General features: G+C 55.5%; 24 protein-coding genes. 7 read left to right on the top strand and 17 right to left on the bottom strand.

Translation table 11 applies throughout. The features are described from left to right. Positions 1–22: 22 nt before the first annotated feature. Positions 23–1,408: an ethanolamine permease gene (eat, locus tag ABRZ28_RS12615; protein ID WP_330520414.1), complete on the bottom strand. Its 1,386-nt coding sequence runs from the start codon at positions 1,406–1,408 to the stop codon at positions 23–25. A 410-nt stretch (positions 1,409–1,818) separates the two neighbouring features. Between eat and folX the strand changes: the two genes are divergently transcribed. Continuing rightward, a complete protein-coding gene (gene folX / locus ABRZ28_RS12610) occupies positions 1,819–2,208 on the top strand; it encodes a dihydroneopterin triphosphate 2'-epimerase (protein WP_319604919.1) in 390 nt (129 codons plus the stop codon). Between the two features lie 106 nt (positions 2,209–2,314). Next, positions 2,315–3,220 (top strand): TIGR01777 family oxidoreductase, encoded by a 906-nt coding sequence (locus ABRZ28_RS12605; RefSeq protein WP_319604920.1) that lies wholly within the window; start codon positions 2,315–2,317, stop codon positions 3,218–3,220. An 86-nt stretch (positions 3,221–3,306) separates the two neighbouring features. On the opposite strand, the gene hisP is transcribed toward ABRZ28_RS12605, so the two are convergent. The 15 genes from hisP to pdxB form a co-directional block, all read right to left on the bottom strand. Next, entirely contained in the window at positions 3,307–4,080 is a 774-nt protein-coding gene (hisP, locus tag ABRZ28_RS12600; RefSeq protein ID WP_319604921.1) for a histidine ABC transporter ATP-binding protein HisP, read from the bottom strand. Between the two features lie 15 nt (positions 4,081–4,095). Beyond that, a complete protein-coding gene (locus ABRZ28_RS12595) occupies positions 4,096–4,812 on the bottom strand; it encodes an ABC transporter permease (RefSeq protein WP_319604922.1) in 717 nt (238 codons plus the stop codon). Next, the gene (locus tag ABRZ28_RS12590) at positions 4,805–5,494 is read right to left on the bottom strand and encodes a histidine ABC transporter permease HisQ (RefSeq protein WP_319604923.1); all 690 of its coding nucleotides are present in this window, start codon (positions 5,492–5,494) and stop codon (positions 4,805–4,807) included. The genes ABRZ28_RS12595 and ABRZ28_RS12590 overlap by 8 nt, the downstream gene beginning before the upstream one ends. Before the next feature lie 253 nt (positions 5,495–5,747). After that, positions 5,748–6,527, bottom strand: coding sequence for a lysine/arginine/ornithine ABC transporter substrate-binding protein (locus tag ABRZ28_RS12585; RefSeq protein WP_319604924.1), 780 nt, complete (start codon positions 6,525–6,527; stop codon positions 5,748–5,750). 129 nt (positions 6,528–6,656) lie between these two features. Continuing rightward, entirely contained in the window at positions 6,657–6,818 is a 162-nt protein-coding gene (locus ABRZ28_RS12580; protein WP_319604925.1) for a hypothetical protein, read from the bottom strand. Positions 6,819–6,934: 116 nt separating this feature from the next. Further along, positions 6,935–7,504: a UbiX family flavin prenyltransferase gene (locus ABRZ28_RS12575; protein ID WP_330520412.1), complete on the bottom strand. Its 570-nt coding sequence runs from the start codon at positions 7,502–7,504 to the stop codon at positions 6,935–6,937. 196 nt (positions 7,505–7,700) lie between these two features. After that, complete coding sequence (gene purF, locus ABRZ28_RS12570) at positions 7,701–9,218, bottom strand: amidophosphoribosyltransferase (RefSeq protein WP_319604927.1); 1,518 nt, start codon at positions 9,216–9,218, stop codon at positions 7,701–7,703. A 21-nt stretch (positions 9,219–9,239) separates the two neighbouring features. Beyond that, positions 9,240–9,740 (bottom strand): colicin V production protein, encoded by a 501-nt coding sequence (gene cvpA, locus ABRZ28_RS12565; protein WP_319604928.1) that lies wholly within the window; start codon positions 9,738–9,740, stop codon positions 9,240–9,242. A gap of 157 nt (positions 9,741–9,897) precedes the next feature. Continuing rightward, the gene (gene dedD / locus ABRZ28_RS12560) at positions 9,898–10,635 is read right to left on the bottom strand and encodes a cell division protein DedD (protein ID WP_330520411.1); all 738 of its coding nucleotides are present in this window, start codon (positions 10,633–10,635) and stop codon (positions 9,898–9,900) included. Next, positions 10,625–11,893 (bottom strand): bifunctional tetrahydrofolate synthase/dihydrofolate synthase, encoded by a 1,269-nt coding sequence (gene folC / locus ABRZ28_RS12555; RefSeq protein ID WP_330520410.1) that lies wholly within the window; start codon positions 11,891–11,893, stop codon positions 10,625–10,627. Before folC ends, dedD begins: the two co-directional genes overlap by 11 nt. A 90-nt stretch (positions 11,894–11,983) precedes the next feature. Further along, positions 11,984–12,898 carry an acetyl-CoA carboxylase, carboxyltransferase subunit beta gene (accD, locus tag ABRZ28_RS12550; protein WP_319604931.1) on the bottom strand — a complete coding sequence of 305 codons (915 nt, stop codon included), beginning with the start codon at positions 12,896–12,898 and terminating at the stop codon, positions 11,984–11,986. 229 nt (positions 12,899–13,127) lie between these two features. Next, on the bottom strand, positions 13,128–13,790 hold the full coding sequence (locus ABRZ28_RS12545) for a DedA family protein (protein ID WP_319604932.1): 663 nt from the start codon (positions 13,788–13,790) through the stop codon (positions 13,128–13,130). 99 nt (positions 13,791–13,889) lie between these two features. Then, positions 13,890–14,717, bottom strand: coding sequence for a tRNA pseudouridine(38-40) synthase TruA (truA, locus tag ABRZ28_RS12540; protein ID WP_319604933.1), 828 nt, complete (start codon positions 14,715–14,717; stop codon positions 13,890–13,892). Further along, positions 14,717–15,727, bottom strand: coding sequence for an aspartate-semialdehyde dehydrogenase (locus tag ABRZ28_RS12535; protein ID WP_330520409.1), 1,011 nt, complete (start codon positions 15,725–15,727; stop codon positions 14,717–14,719). Before ABRZ28_RS12535 ends, truA begins: the two co-directional genes overlap by 1 nt. Positions 15,728–15,826: 99 nt before the next feature. Beyond that, the gene (gene pdxB / locus ABRZ28_RS12530) at positions 15,827–16,963 is read right to left on the bottom strand and encodes a 4-phosphoerythronate dehydrogenase PdxB (RefSeq protein ID WP_330520408.1); all 1,137 of its coding nucleotides are present in this window, start codon (positions 16,961–16,963) and stop codon (positions 15,827–15,829) included. 182 nt (positions 16,964–17,145) lie between these two features. Between pdxB and flk the strand changes: the two genes are divergently transcribed. Next, a complete protein-coding gene (flk, locus tag ABRZ28_RS12525) occupies positions 17,146–18,324 on the top strand; it encodes a flagella biosynthesis regulator Flk (protein ID WP_330520407.1) in 1,179 nt (392 codons plus the stop codon). 72 nt (positions 18,325–18,396) lie between these two features. Here the strand turns inward: flk and fabB are convergent, their stop codons facing one another. Beyond that, the gene (gene fabB, locus ABRZ28_RS12520) at positions 18,397–19,611 is read right to left on the bottom strand and encodes a beta-ketoacyl-ACP synthase I (RefSeq protein ID WP_319604937.1); all 1,215 of its coding nucleotides are present in this window, start codon (positions 19,609–19,611) and stop codon (positions 18,397–18,399) included. Between the two features lie 159 nt (positions 19,612–19,770). On the opposite strand from fabB, the gene mnmC reads away from it, so the two are divergent. The 4 genes from mnmC (at position 19,771) to ABRZ28_RS12500 (ending at position 23,920) form a co-directional block, all read left to right on the top strand. Further along, positions 19,771–21,789 (top strand): bifunctional tRNA (5-methylaminomethyl-2-thiouridine)(34)-methyltransferase MnmC2/FAD-dependent 5-carboxymethylaminomethyl-2-thiouridine(34) oxidoreductase MnmC1, encoded by a 2,019-nt coding sequence (gene mnmC, locus ABRZ28_RS12515; protein WP_330520406.1) that lies wholly within the window; start codon positions 19,771–19,773, stop codon positions 21,787–21,789. Between the two features lie 63 nt (positions 21,790–21,852). Next, positions 21,853–22,701, top strand: coding sequence for an AraC family transcriptional regulator (locus tag ABRZ28_RS12510; RefSeq protein WP_330520405.1), 849 nt, complete (start codon positions 21,853–21,855; stop codon positions 22,699–22,701). Positions 22,702–22,874: 173 nt separating this feature from the next. After that, positions 22,875–23,612, top strand: a complete 738-nt coding sequence (locus ABRZ28_RS12505; RefSeq protein WP_442878691.1) for an AzlC family ABC transporter permease — start codon at positions 22,875–22,877, stop codon at positions 23,610–23,612. Continuing rightward, positions 23,609–23,920, top strand: coding sequence for an AzlD domain-containing protein (locus tag ABRZ28_RS12500; RefSeq protein WP_330520404.1), 312 nt, complete (start codon positions 23,609–23,611; stop codon positions 23,918–23,920). The genes ABRZ28_RS12505 and ABRZ28_RS12500 overlap by 4 nt, the downstream gene beginning before the upstream one ends. Positions 23,921–23,953 lie beyond the last annotated feature (33 nt).

Raw genomic sequence — 23,953 nt, 5'->3', positions numbered from 1 at the left:
GCAATCACTGAGCGCCAGCCGCTTATCTGGATGTCGTCAATTGCGGATCGAACTCGGCGGAATCACGCGCGCCGCGGGTCAGACGGAACCATCCATAGCCTATCAGCATCATGGCGGCGAAAATCGTGGCCAATAGCGTGTTGTAATAAACCATAGCAGCCAGGCAGATTACCGCCATCACCAGCGCGAAAGCCGGCGCGAACGGATAGCAGGGCGCGCGGAACGGACGATTCAGCGCAGGTTCGCTGCGACGCAGTTTGAAGAGCGCGGCCATTGACGTGATATACATCACGATCGCGCCGAATACCGACATGGTCACAATGTTGGCGGTCAGCGGCTGCCCGCCGATCGTTATCAGCGAATCAGAGAAAATGGCGGCGATGCCGACGACGCCGCCGGCCAGAATCGCCCGATGCGGGGTTCGAAAGCGCGTATGAATGCGCGCCAGCGGCTTAGGCAGATAGCCGGCGCGCGCCAGCGCGAATATCTGACGGGAATACCCCATGATGATGCCGTGGAACGAGGCAATCAGACCAAACAGGCCAAGCCACACCAGCATATGCAGCCAACCGCTGTTGTGGCCGACAATCAGCTTCATGGCCTGCGGCAGCGGGTCGTTGATATTCGACAGTTGACGCCAGTCGCCCACGCCGCCGGCAAACAGCATAACGCCGATGGCTAACAGGGTTAGCGTCAGGATGCCGCAAATAAACGCGCGGGGAATGGTGCGCCGAGGATCTTTCGCTTCCTCCGCCGCCATCGCCGCCCCTTCAATCGCCAGAAAGAACCAGATGGCAAACGGGATCGCGGCGAAAATACCGGAGACCGCCACCGAATTGAATTCGTCGGAACCGGCCCAGCCCAGGCTGGTAAAGTTGCTCCATTCAAAACCGGGGGCAACCACGCCCATAAACACCAACAGTTCAAAAATCGCCAGCAGCGTCACCAGTAATTCAAAGGTCGCGGCGATGCCGACGCCAAGAATGTTGAGCCCCATAAAAATCAGGTAGGCGCTGACGGCGATCCATTTAGGATCCAGCGAGGGAAACTGCACGTTCAAATAGGCGCCGATAGCCATTGAAATCGCCGGCGGCGCAAACACAAATTCAATCAGCGTCGCAAACCCGGCGATAAACCCGCCGGTCGGACCAAAGGCGCGGTAGGCATAGGCGAACGGCCCGCCGGCATGCGGTATCGATGTGGTCAATTCAGTAAAACTGAAAATAAAAGCACAATACATGGCGGCGATCGCCAACGCGGTAATAAGAAAGCCCAGCGTGCCGGCCTGCGCCCAACCGTAGCTCCAGCCGAAGTACTCGCCTGAGATCACCAGCCCGACGGCGATGCCCCATAGATGAAAGCTACCGAGCGTACGTTTTAACCCCGGCTCCGCCTTATTATTGTCCATATAGCCATCCCCTGATTTCAATAAAATATGCAGGGTATTGCAAAGACCGTACCAAATAGCGGGATATTTAAATCGCAGAGAGACGGGGTGCGCCAAAAACCGCTATCGCCGGCCTTGCACCACATCGAGGCGGCATGTTCCATCATGAAGCATTTAATGCATAATTTACGCGCGCGCACCATTTTGAGTCATTCGCCCGAGGGAATCCATTTGTGGTGGCTCACCGAACCGTGCTTGCCAGCGACGGCAAAAAATGATTTATACCCATAGATATCAATCTTAAAGCCAGCGGCAAACGGCCCCACTCCCCTTCAACCATGGCGTGGCGGCTGGTAAGGCAAAATATTCTGACGCAGAGGATCGCAGCCCGCGCGCCGCTGCGCTAACTTCAAGCCAGAAAGGGGCGATAAATGTCACACCGTAATACCGATGCCATTATTCGAATCAAAAACCTGCGATTACGCACCTTCGTTGGGATTAAGGAAGAAGAGATCAATAACAAGCAGGATATCGTCATCAATGTTGAGATCCACTATCCGGCGGAAAGGTCGCGCGACAGCGAAGATATCAACGACGCATTGAATTATCGCACCATCACCAAGAATATTATTCGTCACGTGGAGGAGAACCGCTTCGCCCTGCTGGAAAAATTAACTCAGGATGTGCTTGATATCGCCAGCAATCATGACTGGATCACCTATGCTGAAGTTGAAGTGGATAAATTGTTTGCCCTGCGGTACGCCGACTCCGTTTCCGTCAGCATGCGCTACTACAAAGAATCGCGTTATCACCAGGCATAGCCGTGAAACGCCGGAAACCGGCAAAGTACGCGGATAGCCCCATGCTTGCGGCGGCCCGGCGGGCAGGACAACCGCCATAAAAATGAAGGTATAAGCGAGGCCAGACATGCAACTCTTAATTACCGGCGGTACCGGCCTTATCGGACGCCATTTGATTCAACGATTACTGTTACTTTCGCACCGCATTACCGTCCTGACCCGCACCCCTGAACGCGCCCGAACGATACTGGGCGATCGGGTGGAATATTGGTCCACGCTGCATGATAAAACCTCACTGAACGCTTTCGACGGCGTCATTAACCTGGCAGGCGAGCCGATTGCCGACAAACGCTGGACGGCGGCGCAAAAACAGCGTCTGTGTCAGAGCCGCTGGGAGTTGACAGAACAACTCGCCAAACTGATTAACGCCAGCAGCGAACCGCCCTCCGTTTTCATTTCAGGCTCTGCGGTGGGATATTATGGCGATCAGGGCGCGGCGCTGGTCACCGAAGATGAAGCGCCCGCCAATGAGTTCACGCATGACCTGTGCGCGCGTTGGGAAGCGCTGGCTCAGTCCGCCGAAAGCGACAAAACGCGCGTCTGTCTGTTGCGTACCGGCATTGTGCTTTCCGCTCAGGGCGGCGCGCTGGCGAAAATGTTGCCGCTGTTCCGGTTGGGGCTGGGGGGGCCGCTCGGTTCCGGTAAGCAATACATGCCCTGGATTCATCTTGACGATATGGTGAACGCTATCCTTTATCTGCTGGATACTCACGTTCTCAGCGGGCCGTTTAACATGGTTTCGCCTTACCCGGTACGCAACGAACAGTTTTCCGCCATGCTGGCGGAGGTTCTGCATCGCCCCGCTTTTTTCCGGGTGCCGGGGTTCGCCATAAAGCTGCTGATGGGCGAAGGCGCGACGCTGGTGCTCGGCGGGCAGCGCGCTATTCCGACGCGGCTGGAAGCGGCCGGTTTCGGTTTCCGCTTCTTTGAACTGAAGGAAGCGCTGGAAGAGGCGACCCAAAAACGAGGCTGATGACAACGTGTCTCAAGCGGTGAAAATGGGCCGGTTGATCAATGATCTGAAAAAGTCTGGCTGACATCAATGTCAGCCAGCGGTGTTTACTTCAGCGAGCCGGAGAGGAACTGCTGCAAGCGCGGGCTCTTCGGGCTGCCGAATAGCTCGCCCGGCGGCCCTTCCTCTTCAATGACCCCCTGATGAAGAAAAATCACATGGCTGGAAACATGACGAGCGAATTCCATTTCATGCGTCACCACCACCATCGTTTTTCCCTCTTCCGCCAGTTGCTGCATGATGCGCAACACCTCGCCCACCAGTTCAGGATCCAGCGCGGACGTCGGTTCGTCAAACAGCAGCACCTCCGGCTCCATCGCCAGGGCGCGCGCAATGGAAACGCGCTGCTGCTGACCGCCGGAAAGGTTGGCCGGATATTTATCCTGCGCATCGCCCGTAATGCCCACTTTATTCAGATAAAAAACCGCACGATCGCGCGCTTCCGCCTTACTCAGTCCCAGCACCTGAACCGGCGCTTCCATGACGTTTTCCCGCGCCGTCATGAAGCTCCATAGATTGAAATGCTGAAAGACCATCGTCAGCCGGGTACGCAACAGTCGAAGCTGCTTTTTATCAAAAACCTTCAACTGATCATCGCTATCGCGCACCATGCGAATTTCCTGATCGTTGACATAAATCGCCCCTTCACAGGGTTTTTCCAGAAAATTGATACAACGCAGCAACGTACTCTTGCCTGAACCGGACGAACCGATAATCGAAATGACGTCACCGGCTTTCGCCTGCAACGAAATACCTTTCAATACTTCATGCTGACCATAACGTTTACGCAGTTCTGTCACCATCAGCTTATTATTCGACATAGATTATTCCTGCGTTTAGTTGGATGAACGGGGAGAAAGATGGCGTAGCCAGCGCTGTTCCGCTTTTTTGAACAGACCGATTAGCGCGAAAGAAACAACCAGATAGATCGCCGCGGCAATACCAAAGGCATAAAACGGCTGATAGGTCGCCGCGTTGATATCGCGGGCGATTTTCAAAATATCCGGTACGGTGACGGTAAACGCCAGCGCGGTCGAATGCAGCATCAGGATCACTTCATTACTGTAAGCCGGCAGCGCAATACGCAGCGCGCCCGGCAGAATAATGCAGCGATACTGCTTAAAGCGCGAGAAACCGTAAGCCCGGGCGGCTTCAATTTCACCGTAAGGAACCGAACGAATGGCGCCGGCGAAAATTTCCGTGGTATACGCACAGGTATTCAGCGCCAGCGCCAAAACGGCGCAATTCAAACCGCTGCGGAAAAACGCATTCAACAGATCGGTTCCGCGCACAATCTCCAGACTGTAAACCCCGGAATAAAAGACCAATAGCTGCACATAAAGCGGGGTACCGCGAAACACGTAGGTAAATGCCCAAACCGGCAGGCTGAACCAACGTCGCGGCGAAACGCGGGCCACCGCCAGCGGCAACGCCAGCGCGCCGCCGATCGTTACCGAGGAAATCAGCAGCCATAACGTCATCGCCAGGCCGGTCAAACGGTAGCCATCGCTCCACAGCAGAGGCTGCCAATATTGTTGCAGGATCTCACTCATAACTTATTTTTCTTACTCCCTGCGAATAGCGTTTTTCCAGCCACCACAGCACCCCATTGGAGATCGTGGTAAAGATCAAATACATCGCCCCGGCGACCAGCGCGAAATAAAACGGCTCATGCGCCCCTTTGCCCGCCAGTTGCGTGGCCTTAATCACATCATTCAGGCCAAGTAACGAAACCAGGGCCGTCGCCTTTAAGATCACCTGCCAGTTATTGCCAATGCCCGGTAAGGCGAAGCGCATCATCGAGGGAAACATAATCCGACGAAAGACTTTCATCGGCGTAAAACCAAAAGCCACGGCGGCTTCAATCTGGCCGCGTGATACCGCCAGATAGGCCCCGCGAAATGTTTCGGTAAAATAAGCGCCGTAGATAAAACCCAGCGTAATAATGCCCGCAGTGAGAGGATCGATATCGATTTGTCTGAAGCCCAGCAGTTCCGTGACGCTATTGAGCGTGATTTGCAGACCATAAAAAATCAGCAGCATCAGCACCAAATCAGGTACGCCGCGTATAAGCGTGGTATAGCAGGAAAAACCGCCGGACAGTAGTCGATTGGCGGACAACTTCGCGCCAGCGCCGATCAGGCCGATAACCAGCGCCAGAACCAGCGAGCTCACCGCCAGTTCCAGCGTCATCGCCGCCCCATCCAGAATTAATTGGGAATAGCCGTAGAACATTGCTTACTTCCGCTTAAGGTGAAACAGAGGTTGATAACGAACAAGAATATTTCGACATCTCGTCTTACCGAACTTGTCATACCGGCATTCATCAGGCGCTGGCGTAAATAAGGCGGGCAACGCCGCCGAATCAACGGATAAAACAGGTCTCTGCTCGCAAAGAGAGACCTGAAAGCGCCACGGATGAATGCGGTTTGCACAAAGATATCGGTAGTCATGTCACCCGTTGTCTACCTAAGTCAATAATGAGAACTTAGCCGCCGTAGACATCGAAATCGAAGTATTTTTTCGCAAAAGTATCGTAGGTTCCGTCTGCGCGTATTTCCGCAAACGCTTTATCCAATGCGGCTTTCAATTCGGTATCCGTTTTACGCAGCCCTATGCCGGTACCCACGCCGAAATATTTGTCGTCTTTCACCGCCGCCCCGGCAAATTCATAGTCTTTGCCCACGCTCTGTTTCAGAAAACCTTCGCTAGCCGCGACTTCATCCTGGAATGCGGCGTCAATTCGCCCCGCCCTCAGGTCGTCGTAAACCAGTTCCTGATTCTGGTAGGCGACGACGTCAACGCCTTTTGGCTGCCATAGGGCATTGGCGTAGGTTTCCTGCGTCGTTCCCTGCAAGACGCCGACGCGTTTGCCGCCCAACGATGCCAGCGTAGGTTCGATGCCCGAGCCTTTCTTGGCAATCAGACGACTATTGGCGGCATACAGTTTTTCCGTAAAGGCGATTTCCTGCTGGCGTTTTTCGGTGATGGAAAGTGAAGAGATGATAGCGTCGATTTTTTTCGCTTTCAGCGACGGGATCAGCGCATCAAAGTCACTTTCGACAAAAGTACAGTTGGCTTCGATACGTTTGCACAACTCTTTCGCCAGATCGATATCAAACCCGACCAGCTCCCCCTTGGCATTTTTGGATTCAAACGGCGCATAGGTGGGATCGGTACCCAATTTAATATTCTTGGGAATATCGGCCATCGCGCTTCCTGCGGCCAGAATTAATGCCAGCGGCAAAACTTTTATCAGTTTTTTCATATTGCTACCTTTACCAATGAGTGATTGAAGGTCAAAAATCAGTTGTCGACATCGGGACGATCAATGGCTTTAAAAAACAGCTAACGTCAGTAACGACTACGCTTTTTCGTTCCGAATTCCTTGCAGTTTTCATGCCATAATAAGAAATTCGTATAAATAAAACGGCATAATGCCTTCGATGCCCCAAAGCAGACTAATTATTTGATAAATAAATATTTTTAAATTCACCGCCGGTAAGAAGGAAAGATCGTCGGCGGCAGAGACGCCAGCATGGCGGATCACCAGCACCATCAGAGTGCAGCAATGCAATATAATGATGCATTGATGTAAAAACGCCCCAAAATGAAGCAAAACACGGGCTATATACGGCGCGTGATTTACCCGAATGCGCAAAAAGTATGCAGCGCTTAAGCGCCTTGCCAGCGTGTAAACAGATCTGCGGGCAGACGGATATCAAACTGATCGAGCACCCGGTTCACCGTTTGATCGATAATATCCTGCACGCTTTGCGGACGATGATAAAAAGCCGGCACCGGCGGCATAATAACCGCGCCTAATTCCACCGCCGCGGTCATGATGCGCAAATGTCCCAGATGCAGCGGCGTTTCACGCACGCAGAGTACCAGCGGCTGGCGCTCTTTCAACACCACATCGGCCGCGCGCGTCAGCAGGTTATCGCTGTAGCTGTGGGCAATTCCCGACAGGGTTTTTATCGAGCAGGGTAAAATCACCATCCCGTCGGTTTTAAATGAACCGGAAGAAATACTGGCGGCAATATCCCGCATGTCGTACACCACATCCGCCAGCGCCTGAACGTCGCGCAGACTGAAATCCGTTTCCAGAGACAGCGTCTGCCGTGCCGCCTGACTGATAATCAAGTGCGTTTCCACATCCTCAATCGCCTGCAAAACCTGTAACAGGCGAACGCCATAAACCACCCCGCTGGCGCCGGAAATACCTACAATAAGTTGCTTCATCAATAGTGCCTCTGACCGATCGCGCCAGATGGTTAACGCGGATTCATAATTTACACGGATAATCTATTTGCGCTGACTTTGCCGCATTGATTACCGATAAGCAAGAATAAGAAAAGGGAGAACGTATGACCGTTCTCCCTTTTACTTTCATCATCGCCCAGCGCGGCATAACGGCCGCCGGCTGAAAATTCAGCGCTTAACCTTCGTTATGCAACTCCAGATCTTCCACTTCGTTCTGGCTGCGCAACGCTTTCGCATCGTCATTACGCAACACTTCCAGATAATCCAGATAACCCTGATCGACGTCCTTGGTCACATAGACGCCGTTGAATACCGAACATTCAAACTGGGTGATATCCGGGTTATCTTCGCGCGCGGCGGCGATCAGATCGTCCAGATCCTGGAAGATCAGCGCGTCCGCGCCAATCAGTTGACAGATTTCATCCACTTCGCGACCGTGGGCGATCAGCTCATTCACGCTCGGCATATCGATGCCATAAACGTTAGGGAAGCGGATTTCCGGCGCCGCCGAGGCCAGATAAACGCGTTTAGCTCCCGCTTCACGCGCCATTTCGACAATCTGCTCGGACGTCGTGCCGCGCACGATGGAGTCATCCACCAGCAGAACGTTTTTATCACGAAACTCGGCGCGGTTGGCGTTCAGCTTGCGGCGTACTGATTTACGGCGCGCCTGCTGTCCCGGCATGATGAAAGTACGGCCTACGTAGCGGTTTTTCACAAAACCCTGCCGATACGGCTTGTTAATGATACGCGCGATTTCCAGGGCGATATCGCAAGACGTCTCGGGGATGGGGATCACCACGTCGATATCCAGATCTTCCCATTGACGGGCTATCTTCTCGCCTAATTTCTGGCCCATGCGCACGCGCGCGCTGTACACGGAAATTTTATCGATAAACGAGTCGGGGCGCGCGAAGTAAACGTATTCGAACAGGCAGGGGTTGCTCTTCGGGTTTTCGGCGCACTGGCGGGTAAATAACTGCCCTTTCTCCGTGATGTAAATCGCCTCTCCCGGCGCCACGTCACGCAGAAATTCAAAGCCCAGCGTATCCAGCGCCACGCTTTCCGACGCCACCATATATTCGCAGCGGCCGTCTTCCAGATCGCGTTTACCGATAACCAGAGGACGAATACCGTTGGGATCGCGAAAAGCCACCATGCCATGACCGATAATCATGCTCACGCACGCATAAGCGCCGCGGATTTGCTGGTGCGTCGCGGCGACTGCCGCAAAGATGTTATCCGCTTCCAGCGGGTAGTGCTGAAAACGATCCAACTCTCTGGCAAAGATATTCAGCAGAATTTCAGAGTCCGACGTGGTATTCACATGACGACGCTCCTGCTCAAACAGCTTTTTGCGCAGTTCGTGAGCGTTAGTCAGGTTACCGTTATGCGCCAGCGTAATGCCGAACGGCGAGTTAACGTAGAAGGGCTGCGCTTCCGAAGCGCTGGAACTGCCCGCGGTAGGATAACGCACATGCCCGATGCCCATGTTGCCTTGTAAACGTTGCATGTGCCGTGCTTCAAACACATCCTTCACCAGGCCGTTGGCCTTGCGCAGGCGAAAACAGTTCAAGGCATCAATGGTGACGATGCCTGCGGCATCCTGCCCACGGTGCTGCAACACCGTTAACGCGTCATAAATCGACTGGTTGACCGGTGTAAAACCGGCGATACCGACAATACCGCACATGGTGTCTTTTCCTCATCAGCGCTACCGCAACGAGATATGCTGCGGCAAGAAACTTGACGTGCTTTGCAGGTAGTCAAAAAACCACCTGATAATGTAACTGAACTGCGGTATCAACTGGGACTGCTTCCAGTCAGCACTCTGTGAAAAACCGGTGAAGGTATCCAGAAAGAATAGCAGCGCAGAAACAATCAGCACACCGCGCAGCGCACCGAAACAAATGCCCAATACGCGGTCGGTGCCCGAGAGTCCGGTACGTTCAACCAGTGAACCAATCACATAGTTGACGATAGCTCCCACAATCAATGTCGCAATAAACAGAATGGCGATGGCAATCCCATTACGTACCAGTTCGTCGTCAAAACGGGTGAAATACCCGGCGAGGTAAACATAGTAGTGACTGGCGATAAAAAACGCGCATCCCCAGGTTACCAGCGATAACGCTTCGCGTATAAACCCCCGGATAAGGCTAACCAACGCCGAAAATCCGATGATGCCAATAATGACGTAATCAACCCAAATCATCAGTTATCCTAATAATGAACGATGCTGACCGTCAGGTCGCCGCGTCATCCTGTTCGCGGCGCATTCTAACAGAAAAAGAAAACGTTTGCGTAGCGTATTTCCGCCGATTTGATTAATCGGAAATCAAACAAAAAACGCCAACCGGCGCGTCAATCCCTTAGCGCACGCTATACGATTTTACCTGACCGTTCAGACCGCTAATCTGATGAAGTTCCGCCAGCGAAGACTGCAATTTCTGCCTTGACGCATCCGGACCGACATAAATTCGGGTAATCTGCCCCTGAACCGGGGTCGCCGGCAGGGTATATGCCCGATAGCCGGAAAGCCGCAGTTTTGCGACGATCTCATTAACCTTGTCCGCATTTTTCAGCGCGCCAAGCTGTACGACATAAGCCTGTCCGACCGGCGCCTGTTCCGTCGGTTTGCTGTCAGGTTTCGTCTCGGGCTTCACTTCCGGTTTCGGCTCCGGTTTCGGCTCCGGTTTGGGTTCCGGTTTGGGCTTGGCTTCCGGTTTCGTCTGCGGTTTGACTTCAGCCGGTTTTTGCGCCGGACGTTCAACCACGGCGGGCGGCGCCGTCACCGTTGCGGGGGCATGGGTTGCGGGCGGCGGACTTTCCGGTTTAACCTCTGCGCCGTTATTTCCCGGCCCGCTTTCATCCGCGTTACCGTTCATCGCCGCCTCGGCGCCCTCCGGCGGCTGACTGGGCAAAGATTGAGTCAGCGCGGGCAATGAATCCATTTCATTGTTTTCCTCCGATGACGGCACCAGCGGGATCGCCGCGAACTCATCTTCGTAGTGTTTTTTCTTACCATCCAACAGGCCGGGCAACACGATAACGCCCAGCGCGACCAGAATGATGGTACCCACCAGCCGATTCTGAAATTTACTCGCCATACGCACTCCCCTCATCCAGCGCTTCCATAACATGCGCTACCGTATGAAAAGATCCGCAGACAATGACGGTATCCTGTGTCGCCGACTCCGCCATTGCCTGTCGCCAGGCACTCGCCACATCGGAATATTGCCGACACGCGTCCAGATGTTCGGCCAGTTGCCGCGCCGTCGCCCCGCGCGGGCCTTCCAGCGGCGCGCAGTACCATTCGTCGACCAGTGGTTTTAACTGGCTCAACGTACCGCCGATATCTTTATCCGCCAGCATTCCCACCACCGCGCGCACTTTCCCGCTTTTCGGCAGCATGGCCAGCCGGCTAGCCAGATAAGCGGCGGCATGAGGATTATGGGCGACGTCCAGAATCAGCCGCGGATCCTCGCCGACGATCTGGAAACGGCCGGGCAGCGTCGCCAGGCGTAGTCCCTGACGAATCGCCCCTTCATTCACGTTCAGGGGCGAGGCGTTCAATGCGGCCAATGCCGTCGCCGCATTGGCTAACGGCACATTCGGCATCGGCAGATCGGACAATTCGCGTTGTTTATTCTGCCAATTCCATCCGTCGCGCTGAATGGAGAAATCCCAGTCCCGGCCGCGCCGTAATAACACGGCGCCTTTTTCACCGGCGACGTCCGCGATCGACCCCGGCATATCGGGTTCGCCGACGACCGCCGGTCTGCCCTGGCGGAATACGCCGGCTTTCTCTCTGCCGATACTGTCCCTGTCGCTGCCCAACCAGTCGGTATGATCCAGCGCGATGCTGGTCACCACGGCGACATCCGCATCGACAATATTGGTCGCATCAAGACGGCCGCCTAAACCGACCTCCAGAATAACGACGTCCAAATCGGCCTGTTTAAACATCTGCAAGGCCGCCAGCGTGCCGAATTCGAAGTAGGTCAGTGAAACATCGCCCCTTCCGGCTTCGATATCCGCGAACGCCTGGCTGTGCATCGATTCAGGCAATTCCTTCCCCTGCACTCTCACCCGTTCGGTATAACGCAGCAGGTGCGGAGAACTGTATACGCCCACCCGCAATCCGGCGGCCAACAGTATGGATTCCAGCGTACAGCAGGTGGTGCCCTTGCCATTGGTTCCTGCGACGGTAAAAACCACCCCGGCGGGCTGTAGCAATTGAAGATTCTCAGCAACCTGCTTGACGCGCGTCAGGCCCAAATCGATGGCCTGGCCGTGCAGGTGCTCAAGATAATTAAGCCACGTGGCCAAAGGCGACGTGGCTTGGGGTATTTGAAGATTATCCATGAGTCCCGTTCACTGGCTTACGGTTCATTTTATACGGGAAGCATAAATTCTGCTCGGCGCAGCGCCCATGCTTCCCGTTCATCGGTTCAACTACGCTTCGTCCTGCGATTCGGCGGCGTCATCCTGATGATGTTCCACCACCTCGTTGCTCGGTTCCGGGTAGTTGGTCAACTTGGCGAGGATCGTCGCCAGTTTATAACGCATTTCCGGACGGCGGACGATCATGTCGATAGCGCCCTTCTCAATCAGGAATTCACTGCGCTGGAAGCCCGGCGGCAGTTTTTCACGCACCGTCTGCTCAATCACCCGCGGCCCGGCAAAGCCGATCAGCGCTTTGGGTTCGGCGATATTCAGATCGCCCAGCATCGCCAGACTGGCGGAAACGCCGCCCATGGTCGGATCGGTCAGTACGGAAATATAAGGCAAACCGCGGTCGCGCATTTTTGCCAATGCCGCGCTGGTTTTAGCCATCTGCATCAGCGACATCAGCGCTTCCTGCATACGGGCGCCGCCGCTGGCGGAGAAACAGACCAGCGGGCAGCCGTCTTCCAGCGCCTGCTCGACGGCGCGAACGAAACGCGCGCCGACCACCGAGGCCATTGAACCGCCCATAAAGGCGAATTCAAACGACGCCGCGACGATAGGCATGCCGTATAAGGTGCCTTTCATCACCACCAGCGCATCTTTTTCATTCGATTGCTTTTGCGCGGCAACCAAACGATCTTTATATTTTTTAGAATCCCGGAATTTCAGGATATCTTTCGGCTCCAGTTCGCTGCCTAACTCCACCGTCCCTTCCTTATCCAGGAAAGATTGCAGGCGAGCACGCGCGGAGAGGCGCATGTGGTGATCGCACTTAGGGCAAACTTCCAGATTACGTTCCAGCTCTGCGCGATAAAGAACCTGACCGCAACTATCACATTTCGTCCAGACACCTTCAGGAATATTCGCTTTACGGGTGGGCGTGATATTGCTTTTGTTAAGAATTCGTTCAATCCAGCTCATTGATAACCTTTCTGCTTGAACCTGGCACACGCCAGTCCACTGTTCATGCGTTACTTTTCCCTGACAACACCGCCATTAGAAAATGCCTGAGACACGCGTTGATGGCGATATCAAGCACTGGCGCCAAGGATTGTTTCAGGAACAGACCATAAATGCTGCCCATTAAACCATAACGTTCCGGTACTGTGGATAAAAAACTGGTAAAACCGGATGTTAAAGTTTATTTCATTTACTTTACATTACTCCGCGCCGCCGCTCTTCTGTGACGTATGATTTCAATCACGCCGGGCAGAATAGAGACGAGAATAATCGCGACAATCAGTAATTTCAGATTTTGCTGCACAATGGGCAAATCGCCAAACAGATAGCCCGCATAGGAAAACAGCAGCACCCACAGCAACGCGCCGACGACGTTATAAGCGGCGAAATGCCGGTAACTCATGTGTCCCATGCCTGCAACAAACGGCGCGAATGTTCTCACAATAGGGACAAAGCGTGCCAGAATTATTGTTTTACCACCGTGACGAGCATAAAACTGATGCGTTTTATCCAGATAACTGCGGCGGAAAATTTTCGAATGCGGATTGCTGAACAGTTTTTCGCCGAATAGCCGGCCAATGGTGTAATTCACCGCATCGCCCAGGATCGCCGCCACCGTCAGCAGGAAAACCATCAGATGAACGTCGAGATCGTTCGACGGCAATGCGGCCAGCGCGCCGGCGACGAACAGCAAAGAATCGCCCGGTAAAAACGGCGTCACCACCAGCCCGGTTTCGCAGAACAAAATCAGAAATAAAATGGCATAAATCCAGACGCCGTATTGCGCGACCAGTTCGGCCAGGTGAACGTCGATATGGAGTATAAAATCAATAATAAAATGAATGAATTCCATTAAAACATCTCTTTCTTGGCGCCGTTTTTTGCTTCCGACCACCTGTCCGGCTGGTCAAAAACGCGTCACTTACAAGCCTATCATTTAAAAATCGATCGGTTACATCGAGTCATGCAAAAACAGCGGCCCCATCGGCGGCCGCGGCAAGGCAAAACGCGCGGGATAATCCACGGCGACCAGATACAGCCCTTCGGCTCTGGCGGTCGCCGCCGCCAACGTGCGATCTTTTGCCGCCAGCAGCTCCGCAATCCACGCCTCCGGCTGATTGCCGCATCCGACTTCCATCAGACTGCCGACGATGTTGCGAACCATGTGATGCACAAACGCATTGGCCTTGATATCTACCACGATATAGGCGCCATGACGCGTAACCTTTAAATGATTTACATTACGCCAGGGACTGCGTGACTGACAGTGAACCGCTCGAAACGACGTGAAATCGTTCTCGCCCAGCAGGCACTGACCGGCGCGTTCCATTCGCGCCGCATCCAGAGGATGATAAAAATGCGTGACCCCCCGGGCCAGCACCGCGGGACGATAGCGATGATTATAGATGACATAGCGATAGCGGCGCGCCGTGGCGCTGAAACGGGCGTGAAAATCATCGTCCACCGTTTTTACCCAGCGCACTGCGATATCCGGCGGTAAATTGGCGTTAACGCCCATCGTCCAGGCGGCGTCCTGGCGTACCGCCTGCGTGGTGAAATGCACCACCTGCCCGGTCGCATGTACGCCGGCGTCGGTGCGTCCGGCGCAGAAGACGCCGATGGGCTCATTGGCGACTTTACTTAATGCCTGTTCAAGACACGCCTGAACGCTGATGACTTCAGCCTGACGCTGCCAACCATAATAACGGCTGCCGTCATACTCAATCCCCAACGCAATTTTCAGCGGCGCCTGTTGCTCCGCCTGAATCAATCCGGACATTACCCCAAATACTCCCGCACCAGACATTCCGCCGTTTCCACAGCCATCAGCGCGCCGCCGAAACGCACGTTGTCCGCGACGGACCAGAACTGCAATAACTCGGGAATACCGTAATCATTACGCAAACAGCCGATGCTTAATTGCACATTGCCGGAGGCATCCTCGACCTGGGTCGGATAATCCTGCTCGTCGCTGACCTGCACGTCGTCGGTCTGCAACAGTTCATCCCGCGCCTCCTCCGCCGACATCGGGCGCAGCGATTCAAGATGGACCACCTGCGCATGGCCGTAGAAAACCGGCGACTGGATGCAGGAGACGGAAATCGGCAAGCCTTCATCCTGCAACACTTTTCGCACCTGATCCACCAGGCGGCGTTCTTCCCGCACGCTGCCTTCGTTATCCGGCAACAACGGCAACAGATTGAACGCCAGCTGTTTGGGGAAAAATCCCGCTTCGGGCGGAATGCCGTTCAACAGGCGCGCGCTTTGTCCGGCCAAATCATCGACCGCCGCTTTGCCGCGGGCGGATACCGACAGCATATTCGTCACGTGCAAACGGGACAAACCGGCGCCATCCGTCAAGGGTTTAATCGCCTTCAGCAATTGGCTGGTCAGGCTATCCGCCACCGCGACGATATTGCGGTTACGATAATCCGCCAGCGCATGGGCGTTGACCCCCGGCACTACCAGCGGCACATCCGGCTCCAGCGCAAACAGACCGCTGCTGTCGATAACCAGACAGCCGGCATTCCCGGCCTCTTCGGCGTAACGCTCGCTGGCGTCCTGTCCGGCGACAAAAAACGCCAGTTGCGCCTGCGACCAGTCAAAATCGGCGGCATCCTGCACCGGGCAAGACTTGCCGCCAAAACGGATGATTTCACCCATGCTACGTTCACTGGCCAGCGGATACAGTTCACCCACCGGAAATTCGCGCTCCTGCAACAACTCCAGCAACGCCGAGCCTACCGCGCCCGTTGCGCCCAGCAGAGCAATATTCCAGCCGTCAGACATTTGGTTTTCTCCCCAAACTTATGAATGAAACATCCACGGCCGATAACCCTATCGCCCGTGAAATAAAGAGTCTTTAACAGATTTCACTAAAATATGTGATTAACGATCAACCACCACGGAGGCATTGAACCCCAGCTTATTCAGACAGTCCGCGCTGCCGCTGTCGGCGCAGACAACATGAAGTGACGACCACTCGCGTCGTTCCTGGTAAGTTTTACGCAGGCGATCAAACCCGCCCTCCTGATGTACCGCATGACGCAGCAGCGCATCGTCCCGACGCACATCATACACCAGATGCGCCAGACGCTTTAATAGCGCTTCGTCCAGCGGCGACGCGAGCATCACTTCGGCCACTTCCGGCTTGGGTAACAGGGATGACAATGCCACCTGTTTGGGATTACCGATAAACCGGCTCCAGGCTTCAAACACCTGGGTGGTGCCGCGCGCTTTGCCTTCCAGCGTATAGCCGGCGATATGCGAGGTGCCGATATCGACCAACGCCAGCAGGTCCGTGGATAACGCCGGCTCCGGTTCCCAGACATCAAGAATGACGCTGAATTTTTTCCCCCGGTTCAATACCTCAAGCAGGGCGGCGTTATCCACCACCGGCCCGCGGCAGGCGTTGATCAGGATACGGCCCGCGGCAAAATCATTCAGCACCGACGCATCAACCAGGTGGTGCGTTTTATAAGGGCCGTCAAGGTACAACGGCGTATGCAGCGTCAGAATATCGGCGTCCCGCACCAGTTCCTCAAACGAGCGAAAGTCTTCATCGTCCCCCCGTTCCGCGCGCGGCGGATCGCACAGCAGGGTTTTGACGCCCCAGGCTTGCAGACGCGCGTTCAGCCGCCCGCCCACATTGCCGACGCCGACAATCCCGACGGTTTTATCACGCAACTGAAAACCGTCGCGTTCGGCAAGCATCAACAGGGAAGAAAAGACATATTCTACAACGGCGATGGCATTACAACCCGGCGCCGCCGAAAAGCCGATGCCGTTGGCATCGAGCCAGTTCTGGTCGACATGATCGGTGCCGGCCGTGGCGCTGCCGACAAACTTGACCGAGGTTCCGGTCAGCAGCTCGGCGTCGACTTTGGTCACTGAACGCACCATTAACGCTGCCGCGCCATCCAGCGCCTCGCGCGGCAGCGGACGCCCCGGCACGCTCTGAACATCGCCCAGTCGGCTAAATAGCTCGCGTGCGTACGGCATGTTTTCATCAACCAGAATTTTCATTGTCTTTCCCGCTAACCTGTTGCCCAGCTCAAAATAGGGAGCTTATTTTGCCACTGAATAGGCAGGAAGCCCAATGCTATTGGTCGCCGTAAGTTAACCTCCGGTATTGTTTCGGGGCTATCTGTCGCTTATAGAGATTGCTATGATTCCGTTATCAGCAGCCAGCGGTGAGGTAAAACAGTATGCAGCCGGTAAACGGTCCAGGTGTCCCACTGCCGGGCGAACGCGCCGTCGGCACTACGCCGACCGCGTCTCTCCCCGCAACCGCCGACGGCGGCGATCGGCCCTTGACGTCGGCGCAACGCACGTCGCTTGAAAATCTGATCGTTAAAATTGCGGCGCTCAGCACGTTAAAAGTCGCCGACATCTGGAACGGGGTGAAACAGGGACTGGGACTGACGGAAAGCGCCGAACTGACGTCACGCCACTATCAGCCTGCGGAGCAGTTGCTGCAAACGCGATTAAGCGAAGTGCAAACTCAGGACAATACCAGCCGCCAGCAGTTGATGCAGCGTTTGACGGCAATGTTGCCGGAGGGCGATAACCGTCGGACGGCGAGCGATTTTATCCGTCAGCAATTCGGCCATACCGTTCTGGGTTCGCTCAATAGCAACCAACTGCGGCAGGTGGTGGCGTTATTACAAAACGGGCAAATCCCGCAATCGACCGCCAACGCCGCCGTCACGCCACAGCCACCGACGTCCAACGCTGCCGAGCGCCCGCTTTTACCCGCCGAGCAAAATAGCCTGAATCAACTGGTCGCCCGGTTGTCTTCGCAAACCGGCGAACCGGCGGCCAAAATCTGGACTACGCTGATGACGATGCAGAATTTAAGCGCGGGCGCCGCCATTCCGGTGAAAAATTTGCCGTTGCTGACCCAGTTTCTGCAAGCGCAGGCTACCTTGCAACCATCGCCCCAGCCTGCTTCATACCCGGCGGCGCAGACAGCGTCCGCCGCTAACGGTTCAGCGCCGGGAGAGCCTGCGTCAAGCGCGGCGAGCAGCGTCAATACGCCCGGCGCGACGACGGCGGCTAACGTCGCGATGTCGAATCTCTCGCTATTGCAGAGCGCTCTGCCGCATCCCATCGATGCGCAGGAACAGCAGATGCTGCTGGACTATATGCAGCATCGCTTTAACGCCGTCCCGCTGATGCCGGCTCAGCTCAGCGACGTACTGACCTTCCTGTTCAGCCAGCGCATACGACGAGCGCAGGAAACCGACTGGACGGCGCCGCAGCCGCTGCTCAACCCGCTCATCGCCTCTCAGCCGCTCAACTGGCCATCATTGTGGCAAAAACCGATGTTTGCGGGGATTGTCGGCGTCTGCGTCGCGATCTTTCTCTTGTGGATCCTCATATAACAAAACGCCCCGTCAACATCAGGTTCACGGGGCGTGAGGTCGCTTCAGCCCGCACGGCGCGGGCAAACGCGATTACTTATCGAACTTACGCATAACCAGGGTGGCGTTGGTGCCGCCGAAACCAAAACCGTTCGACATCACCGTCGTCAGTTTGCGCTCTGTCGGCTCGGTGATAATGTTCATCCCCACCGCGTGCTCGTCCAGCGTTTCGACGTTGATGCTCGGCGCGATGAAGCCGTGTTCCAGCATCAGCAGCGTATAAATCGCTTCCTGCACGCCAGCCGCGCCCAGCGAGTGACCGGTCATCGCCTTGGTGGCGGAAATCGCCGGAATATTGTCACCGAACACTTCACGGATGGCGCCCAGTTCTTTCACATCGCCAACCGGCGTAGAGGTGCCGTGCGTGTTGATGTAATCGATCGGCGCGTCCACGTCCTGCAACGCCATCTTCATGCAGCGCATTGCGCCTTCCCCTGACGGGGCAACCATATCCGCGCCGTCGGACGTCGCGCCGTAGCCGATGATTTCACCGTAGATGTGCGCGCCGCGCGCCAGCGCGTGTTCCAGTTCTTCAACCACCACGATACCGCCGCCGCCGGCGATAACGAAGCCGTCGCGGTCCGCGTCATAAGTACGGGACGCTTTTTCCGGCGTGTCGTTATATTTGGTGGACAGCGCGCCCATGGCATCGAACTCGCAGGCCATTTCCCAGCACAGTTCTTCACCGCCGCCGGCGAAGACCACGTCCTGTTTGCCCAGTTGGATCATTTCCACCGCGTTGCCGATACAGTGTGCGGAAGTCGCACAGGCGGAACTGATGGAGTAGTTAACGCCGCGGATTTTAAACGGCGTCGCCAGACAGGCGGAAACGCCGGAAGCCATGGATTTAGTGACCATATAAGGCCCCACGCCGCGCAGACCTTTGGCCCGCATGCCGTCGGTGCCGGCAACCTGATTACGCGGAGAACCGCCGCCGGAACCCACGATCAGGCCCGTGCGATCGTTGGAAACCTGATCGTCGCTCAGACCGGAGTCTTTAATCGCCTGTTCCATAGACAGATAGGCATAAATCGATGCATCACTCATAAAGCGCACAACTTTGCGATCGATGAGGCCTGTGGTGTCCAGTTTAACGTTACCCCAGACGTGACTACGCATGCCGGAATCTTTCAGCTCTTGAGAGAAAGTAATACCCGAGCGGCCTTCCCGCAAAGACGCCAGAACTTCCTGCTGGTTATTACCGATGCTTGATACGATCCCCAGACCTGTAATCACTGCACGTTTCATTCAATACCTCTTCCACTTATATAGTTTGGGATTTCGCATCGCACTTTAGCGTACAGTTGTACGCTGAACAAGTCCGATCAGCCGAACTTTTACTAAATTTGCGCCTCGACATTCAGCTCGTTAAAATCGCGTCACCGCTTGAATAATGAGTCAGTTGCCGTGAATAACCGCCCCATCCGACATGCGACGTTAAGTTGGAACGAACAGGGTACACCTGTATCGCAACAGTTTGATGACGTCTATTTTTCCAATCAGGATGGGCTGGCGGAAACCCGCTATGTGTTTTTAACCGGCAACGGGTTTCCCGAACGCTTTCTCACGCTTTCGCGCGAAAGCTGCGTGGTGGCGGAAACCGGCTTCGGCACCGGACTGAATTTTCTGACGCTCTGGCAGGCTTTCGACGATTTTCGCGCCCGGTCGCCGCAGGCGCCGCTGCGTCGCCTGCACTTCATCAGCTTCGAGAAATTTCCGCTGCGCCGGGACGATCTGGCCGCGGCGCACGCCCAATGGCCGGAGCTGGCCGAATATGCGCAAGCGTTGCGCGAACAGTGGCCGCTGCCCTTGTCCGGCTGCCATCGCCTGCTTCTGGCGCAGGGCCGCGTAACGCTCGATCTCTGGTTCGGCGATGTCAATGCGCTGCTGCCTACGTTGGATACGTCGCTGAATCATAAAGTCGACGCCTGGTTTCTCGACGGCTTTGCGCCGGCCAAAAATCCGGACATGTGGACGGAAGATCTGTTTCACGCCATGGCGCGCCTCGGCCGCCGGCACGGCACGTTCGCCACCTTCACCGCCGCCGGATTTGTGCGCCGCGGGCTACAGCAGGCCGGCTTCAGCGTCAGTAAAGTCAAAGGGTTCGGCCAAAAGCGCGAAATGCTGAGCGGTTATCTTCCCGAATGCATTCCCGTGTCCTCCCCTGCCCCCTGGTATGCTCGCCCGCCGGCTGTCGCCCCCCACGATATCGCGATTATCGGCGGCGGCATCGCCAGCGTGTTAACCGCGCTGGCGCTGCAAAGACGCGGGGCCGCCGTCACGTTGTACTGCGCCGATCCCCAACCGGCGCAGGGCGCGTCCGGCAACCGTCAGGGCGCGCTTTATCCGTTGCTTAATAATCGGCACGACGCGCTTTCGCGCTTCTTTGCCGCCGCGTTCGCCTTCGCGCGCCGCCAGTATGCCGAACTGGCGGCGCAGGGCGTCGATTTTGCACATCAGTGGTGCGGCGTGAGTCAACTGGCCTATGATGAAAAAAGCGCCCGTAAGATTGAGCGCATTTTACAGGCCGAATGGCCGCCGGAACTGGTTTTCGCCGTCACGGCGGCGCAGCTTGAAGAGGCGAATGGTCTGATGCTTGGCGCCGGCGGCGTGACTTACCCGGAAGGCGGCTGGCTATGCCCGGCGGAACTCACCGCCTCCGCGCTGCGACTGGCCCGGCGGCAAGGGCTTGTCATACACATGAGCACCAAGGTTTCCGCGCTTGAGCAAAGCGATATCGGCTGGCGCCTGACGCTGGCTGACCAGCGGCAGGCGGAACATGCCGCGCTGATTCTGGCGAACGGTCATCAACTGTCGGACTGGACTCAGACCCAACATTTGCCGTGCTATCCGGTGCGCGGCCAGGTCAGTCATATCCCGACGACGCCGACGTTACGGCGGCTGAAACAGGTGCTTTGCTATGAGGGTTATCTGACGCCGGTCAGCCCGCAGCATCAGGAGCACTGTATCGGCGCCAGCTACCAGCGCGGCGATAGCGCCACCGACTATCGTGAAGAAGAACAGCAGGAGAATCGCCGGCGTCTGCTGGACTGTCTGCCGCAGGCGCAGTGGGCGCAGCAGATCGATATCAGCGGCCGCCAGGCGCGTCAGGGCGTACGCTGCGCGCTGCGCGACCATTTGCCGCTCGTCGGCGCGGTGGCGGATTATCAGCAAACGCTGGATAATTATCAGCATCTACTGCAACGACAGCACCACGCGGAAAATCTGCCGCCCGCGCCGACTTATCCGAATCTGTTTCTTATCGGCGCGCTGGGGTCGCGGGGATTGTGCTCGGCGCCTTTGGCGGCCGAGATTCTGGCGGCGCAAATTTATGATGAACCGCAGCCGTTGGACGGCGAAACGCTGGCGGCGCTAAACCCTAACCGATTCTGGATCAGAAAACTGCTGAAAGGCAGGCCGGTTTAAAGGTAAAACGGTTCACTCCGGACGGCAATTTTGTTCAAAAGCGGCCACATCATGGGAGGCTGAATGACGGAAAAGAAAAAAGAGCGGGAACAAGCCCGGTTTCGCCATTTGCAAGCGTTTGGCGGCCTGGAAATGCTGCAAGCCCGATATAAACGGCAGCGTTTCTCCCGTCATTCCCATGAAAATTTTTGTATCGGCGTCATTGAAGAAGGCGCGCAGCGGTTTTACCGCACGGGCGGCGAGCATGTCGCGCCCAAAGGCGACATTATTCTGGTGAATGCCGATGAAGTTCATACCGGACATTCCGCGGTGGCGGGCGGATGGTCATACCGGGCTATCTATCCCAACCCGGATTTGCTGCTTTCCCTTTCCCGCGATTTTCAACAACCTCAGGGGGCGATTCCCTGGTTTCCCGATGCCGTGGTACACGATCCCGGCCTGTCGGAACAGCTACGCCTGACATTCACCCTGCTGACGCAGGAAGGCAACGCGTTGCTGAAAGAGACTCTGCTCTTTTCCTCGCTGGCCTGGCTGATGATGCGCTATGGGAAAAGCCGTATTTCCGCGCGCGAATTAGCGGATTCCGGTAATCATATCGCCAACGTTAAGGCGTTAATGGATGCCTGCCCGGAACAGAATTTCTCGTTGATCGAACTGGCGGCTATCGCGACGCTCAGCCCGTGGCATTTTTTACGTCAGTTTAAAAAAATGACGGGCATGACGCCGCACGCTTATTTAACGCAGGCCCGGCTGCGCAAAGCCAAATCACTGTTACTGGCGGGACAGGGTATATCCGCGGCGTCCTCGCTGTGCGGATTTTCCGATCAGAGCCATTTCAACCGACACTTTAAAAAAGCCCAGGGCATTACCCCGGGCGAATTTATCCGTTCATTACATTTTCCCGTCGGTTAAATAAGCGCCGTCATGCTGACGGCACTATTGTTAGTTTTAGTTTCGCGCCGGCAAAATAACCCTACTGTTTTGCCATTAATCGGCGTCGCCGCCCTGAGCAATTTTGTTCAATACATCTCCCTCCAATAACCGTAAGCTATATCTCTAAGATTTACCTGAGGATCGCATTGTCTATGAATACGCCGGATGTCGGCCTGTTGTCGTCGGATAAGAATAAAACGCGGTCGCCGTGGCGGGGTTTTACCGCCGGGGCGGTGGCGATGTTGCCCCTGTGTTTATCGGTCATTCCCTGGGGAATACTCGCCGGTTCGATGGCGATCCAATCAGGACTGAGCCTGGGACAGGCTATCGGCATGTCCGCCATCATCTTTGCCGGCGCCGCGCAGTTGGTCACGCTCGGCCTGCTGATGTCCGGCGCCAGCATACTGACGATTATTATTTCCATTTTTTTTCTTACCGCCCAACATTTCATTTATGGCCTGACGCTGCGGGAATTCGTTTCCCTGTTGCAACTGCGTTATCGACTGCCGATTGGTTTTCTACTCACCGATGAACTGTTCGCCCTGAGCATGGCGCAAAAGAATAAAAAAGCCATGACGCCGGGATATTTAATCGGCGCGGGGCTGGTCTTTTATCTTTGCTGGAATATATGCAGCCTGCTGGGTATTTTTATGGCGCACGCCATTCCCGACCTGGATAAATATCATCTCGATTTTTCCATTATCGCCACCTTTATTACGCTTATCGTGCCGATGATTAAACGGCTCAGCGTGTTGTTCGGGGTAATATTCTCACTGTCGGGCTCAATGCTGCTGTCTTACTACCGCATTGAAGGCGCGATCATTATTTCCGGCCTGAGCGGCATGTTATTTTCCGTGTTAGTTGCCCGGATAGCGAGGGAGAAAGTATGAGTTGGCTATTATTGTGCGCGCTGGCCGGGATCGTTTTCTTTAACCGGTATATTTTCCTTGAGCCGAAAACGCCGGTAAAACTGCCGGGATGGGTGCATGAAGCGCTGAAATATTCAGCCCCCTGCCTGCTCAGCGCGATCTGCGGCCCGGTTATTTTATTAGCGCAGGGAGAATTACGGCCTTTTCCCGACAATCCCTATTTTTGGGGCGCGCTTTTCAGCGCCGTTATCGCGTTTTTTATCCGCAGCATGGTCATCTGCGTGCTGATCAGCCTGCTGTTCTTTTATCTGTTGTGTACGTTGATTTAACGCCTGGTTCTGGCGGCGTCCCATGCGCCAGAA

It is taken from the genome of Brenneria sp. g21c3 (genome assembly GCF_040240345.1).
Classification (GTDB): Bacteria; Pseudomonadota; Gammaproteobacteria; order Enterobacterales; family Enterobacteriaceae; genus Brenneria.
Note: the sequence above shows the minus strand (reverse complement) of the source record. Positions and strands in the feature narration are given on the sequence as shown.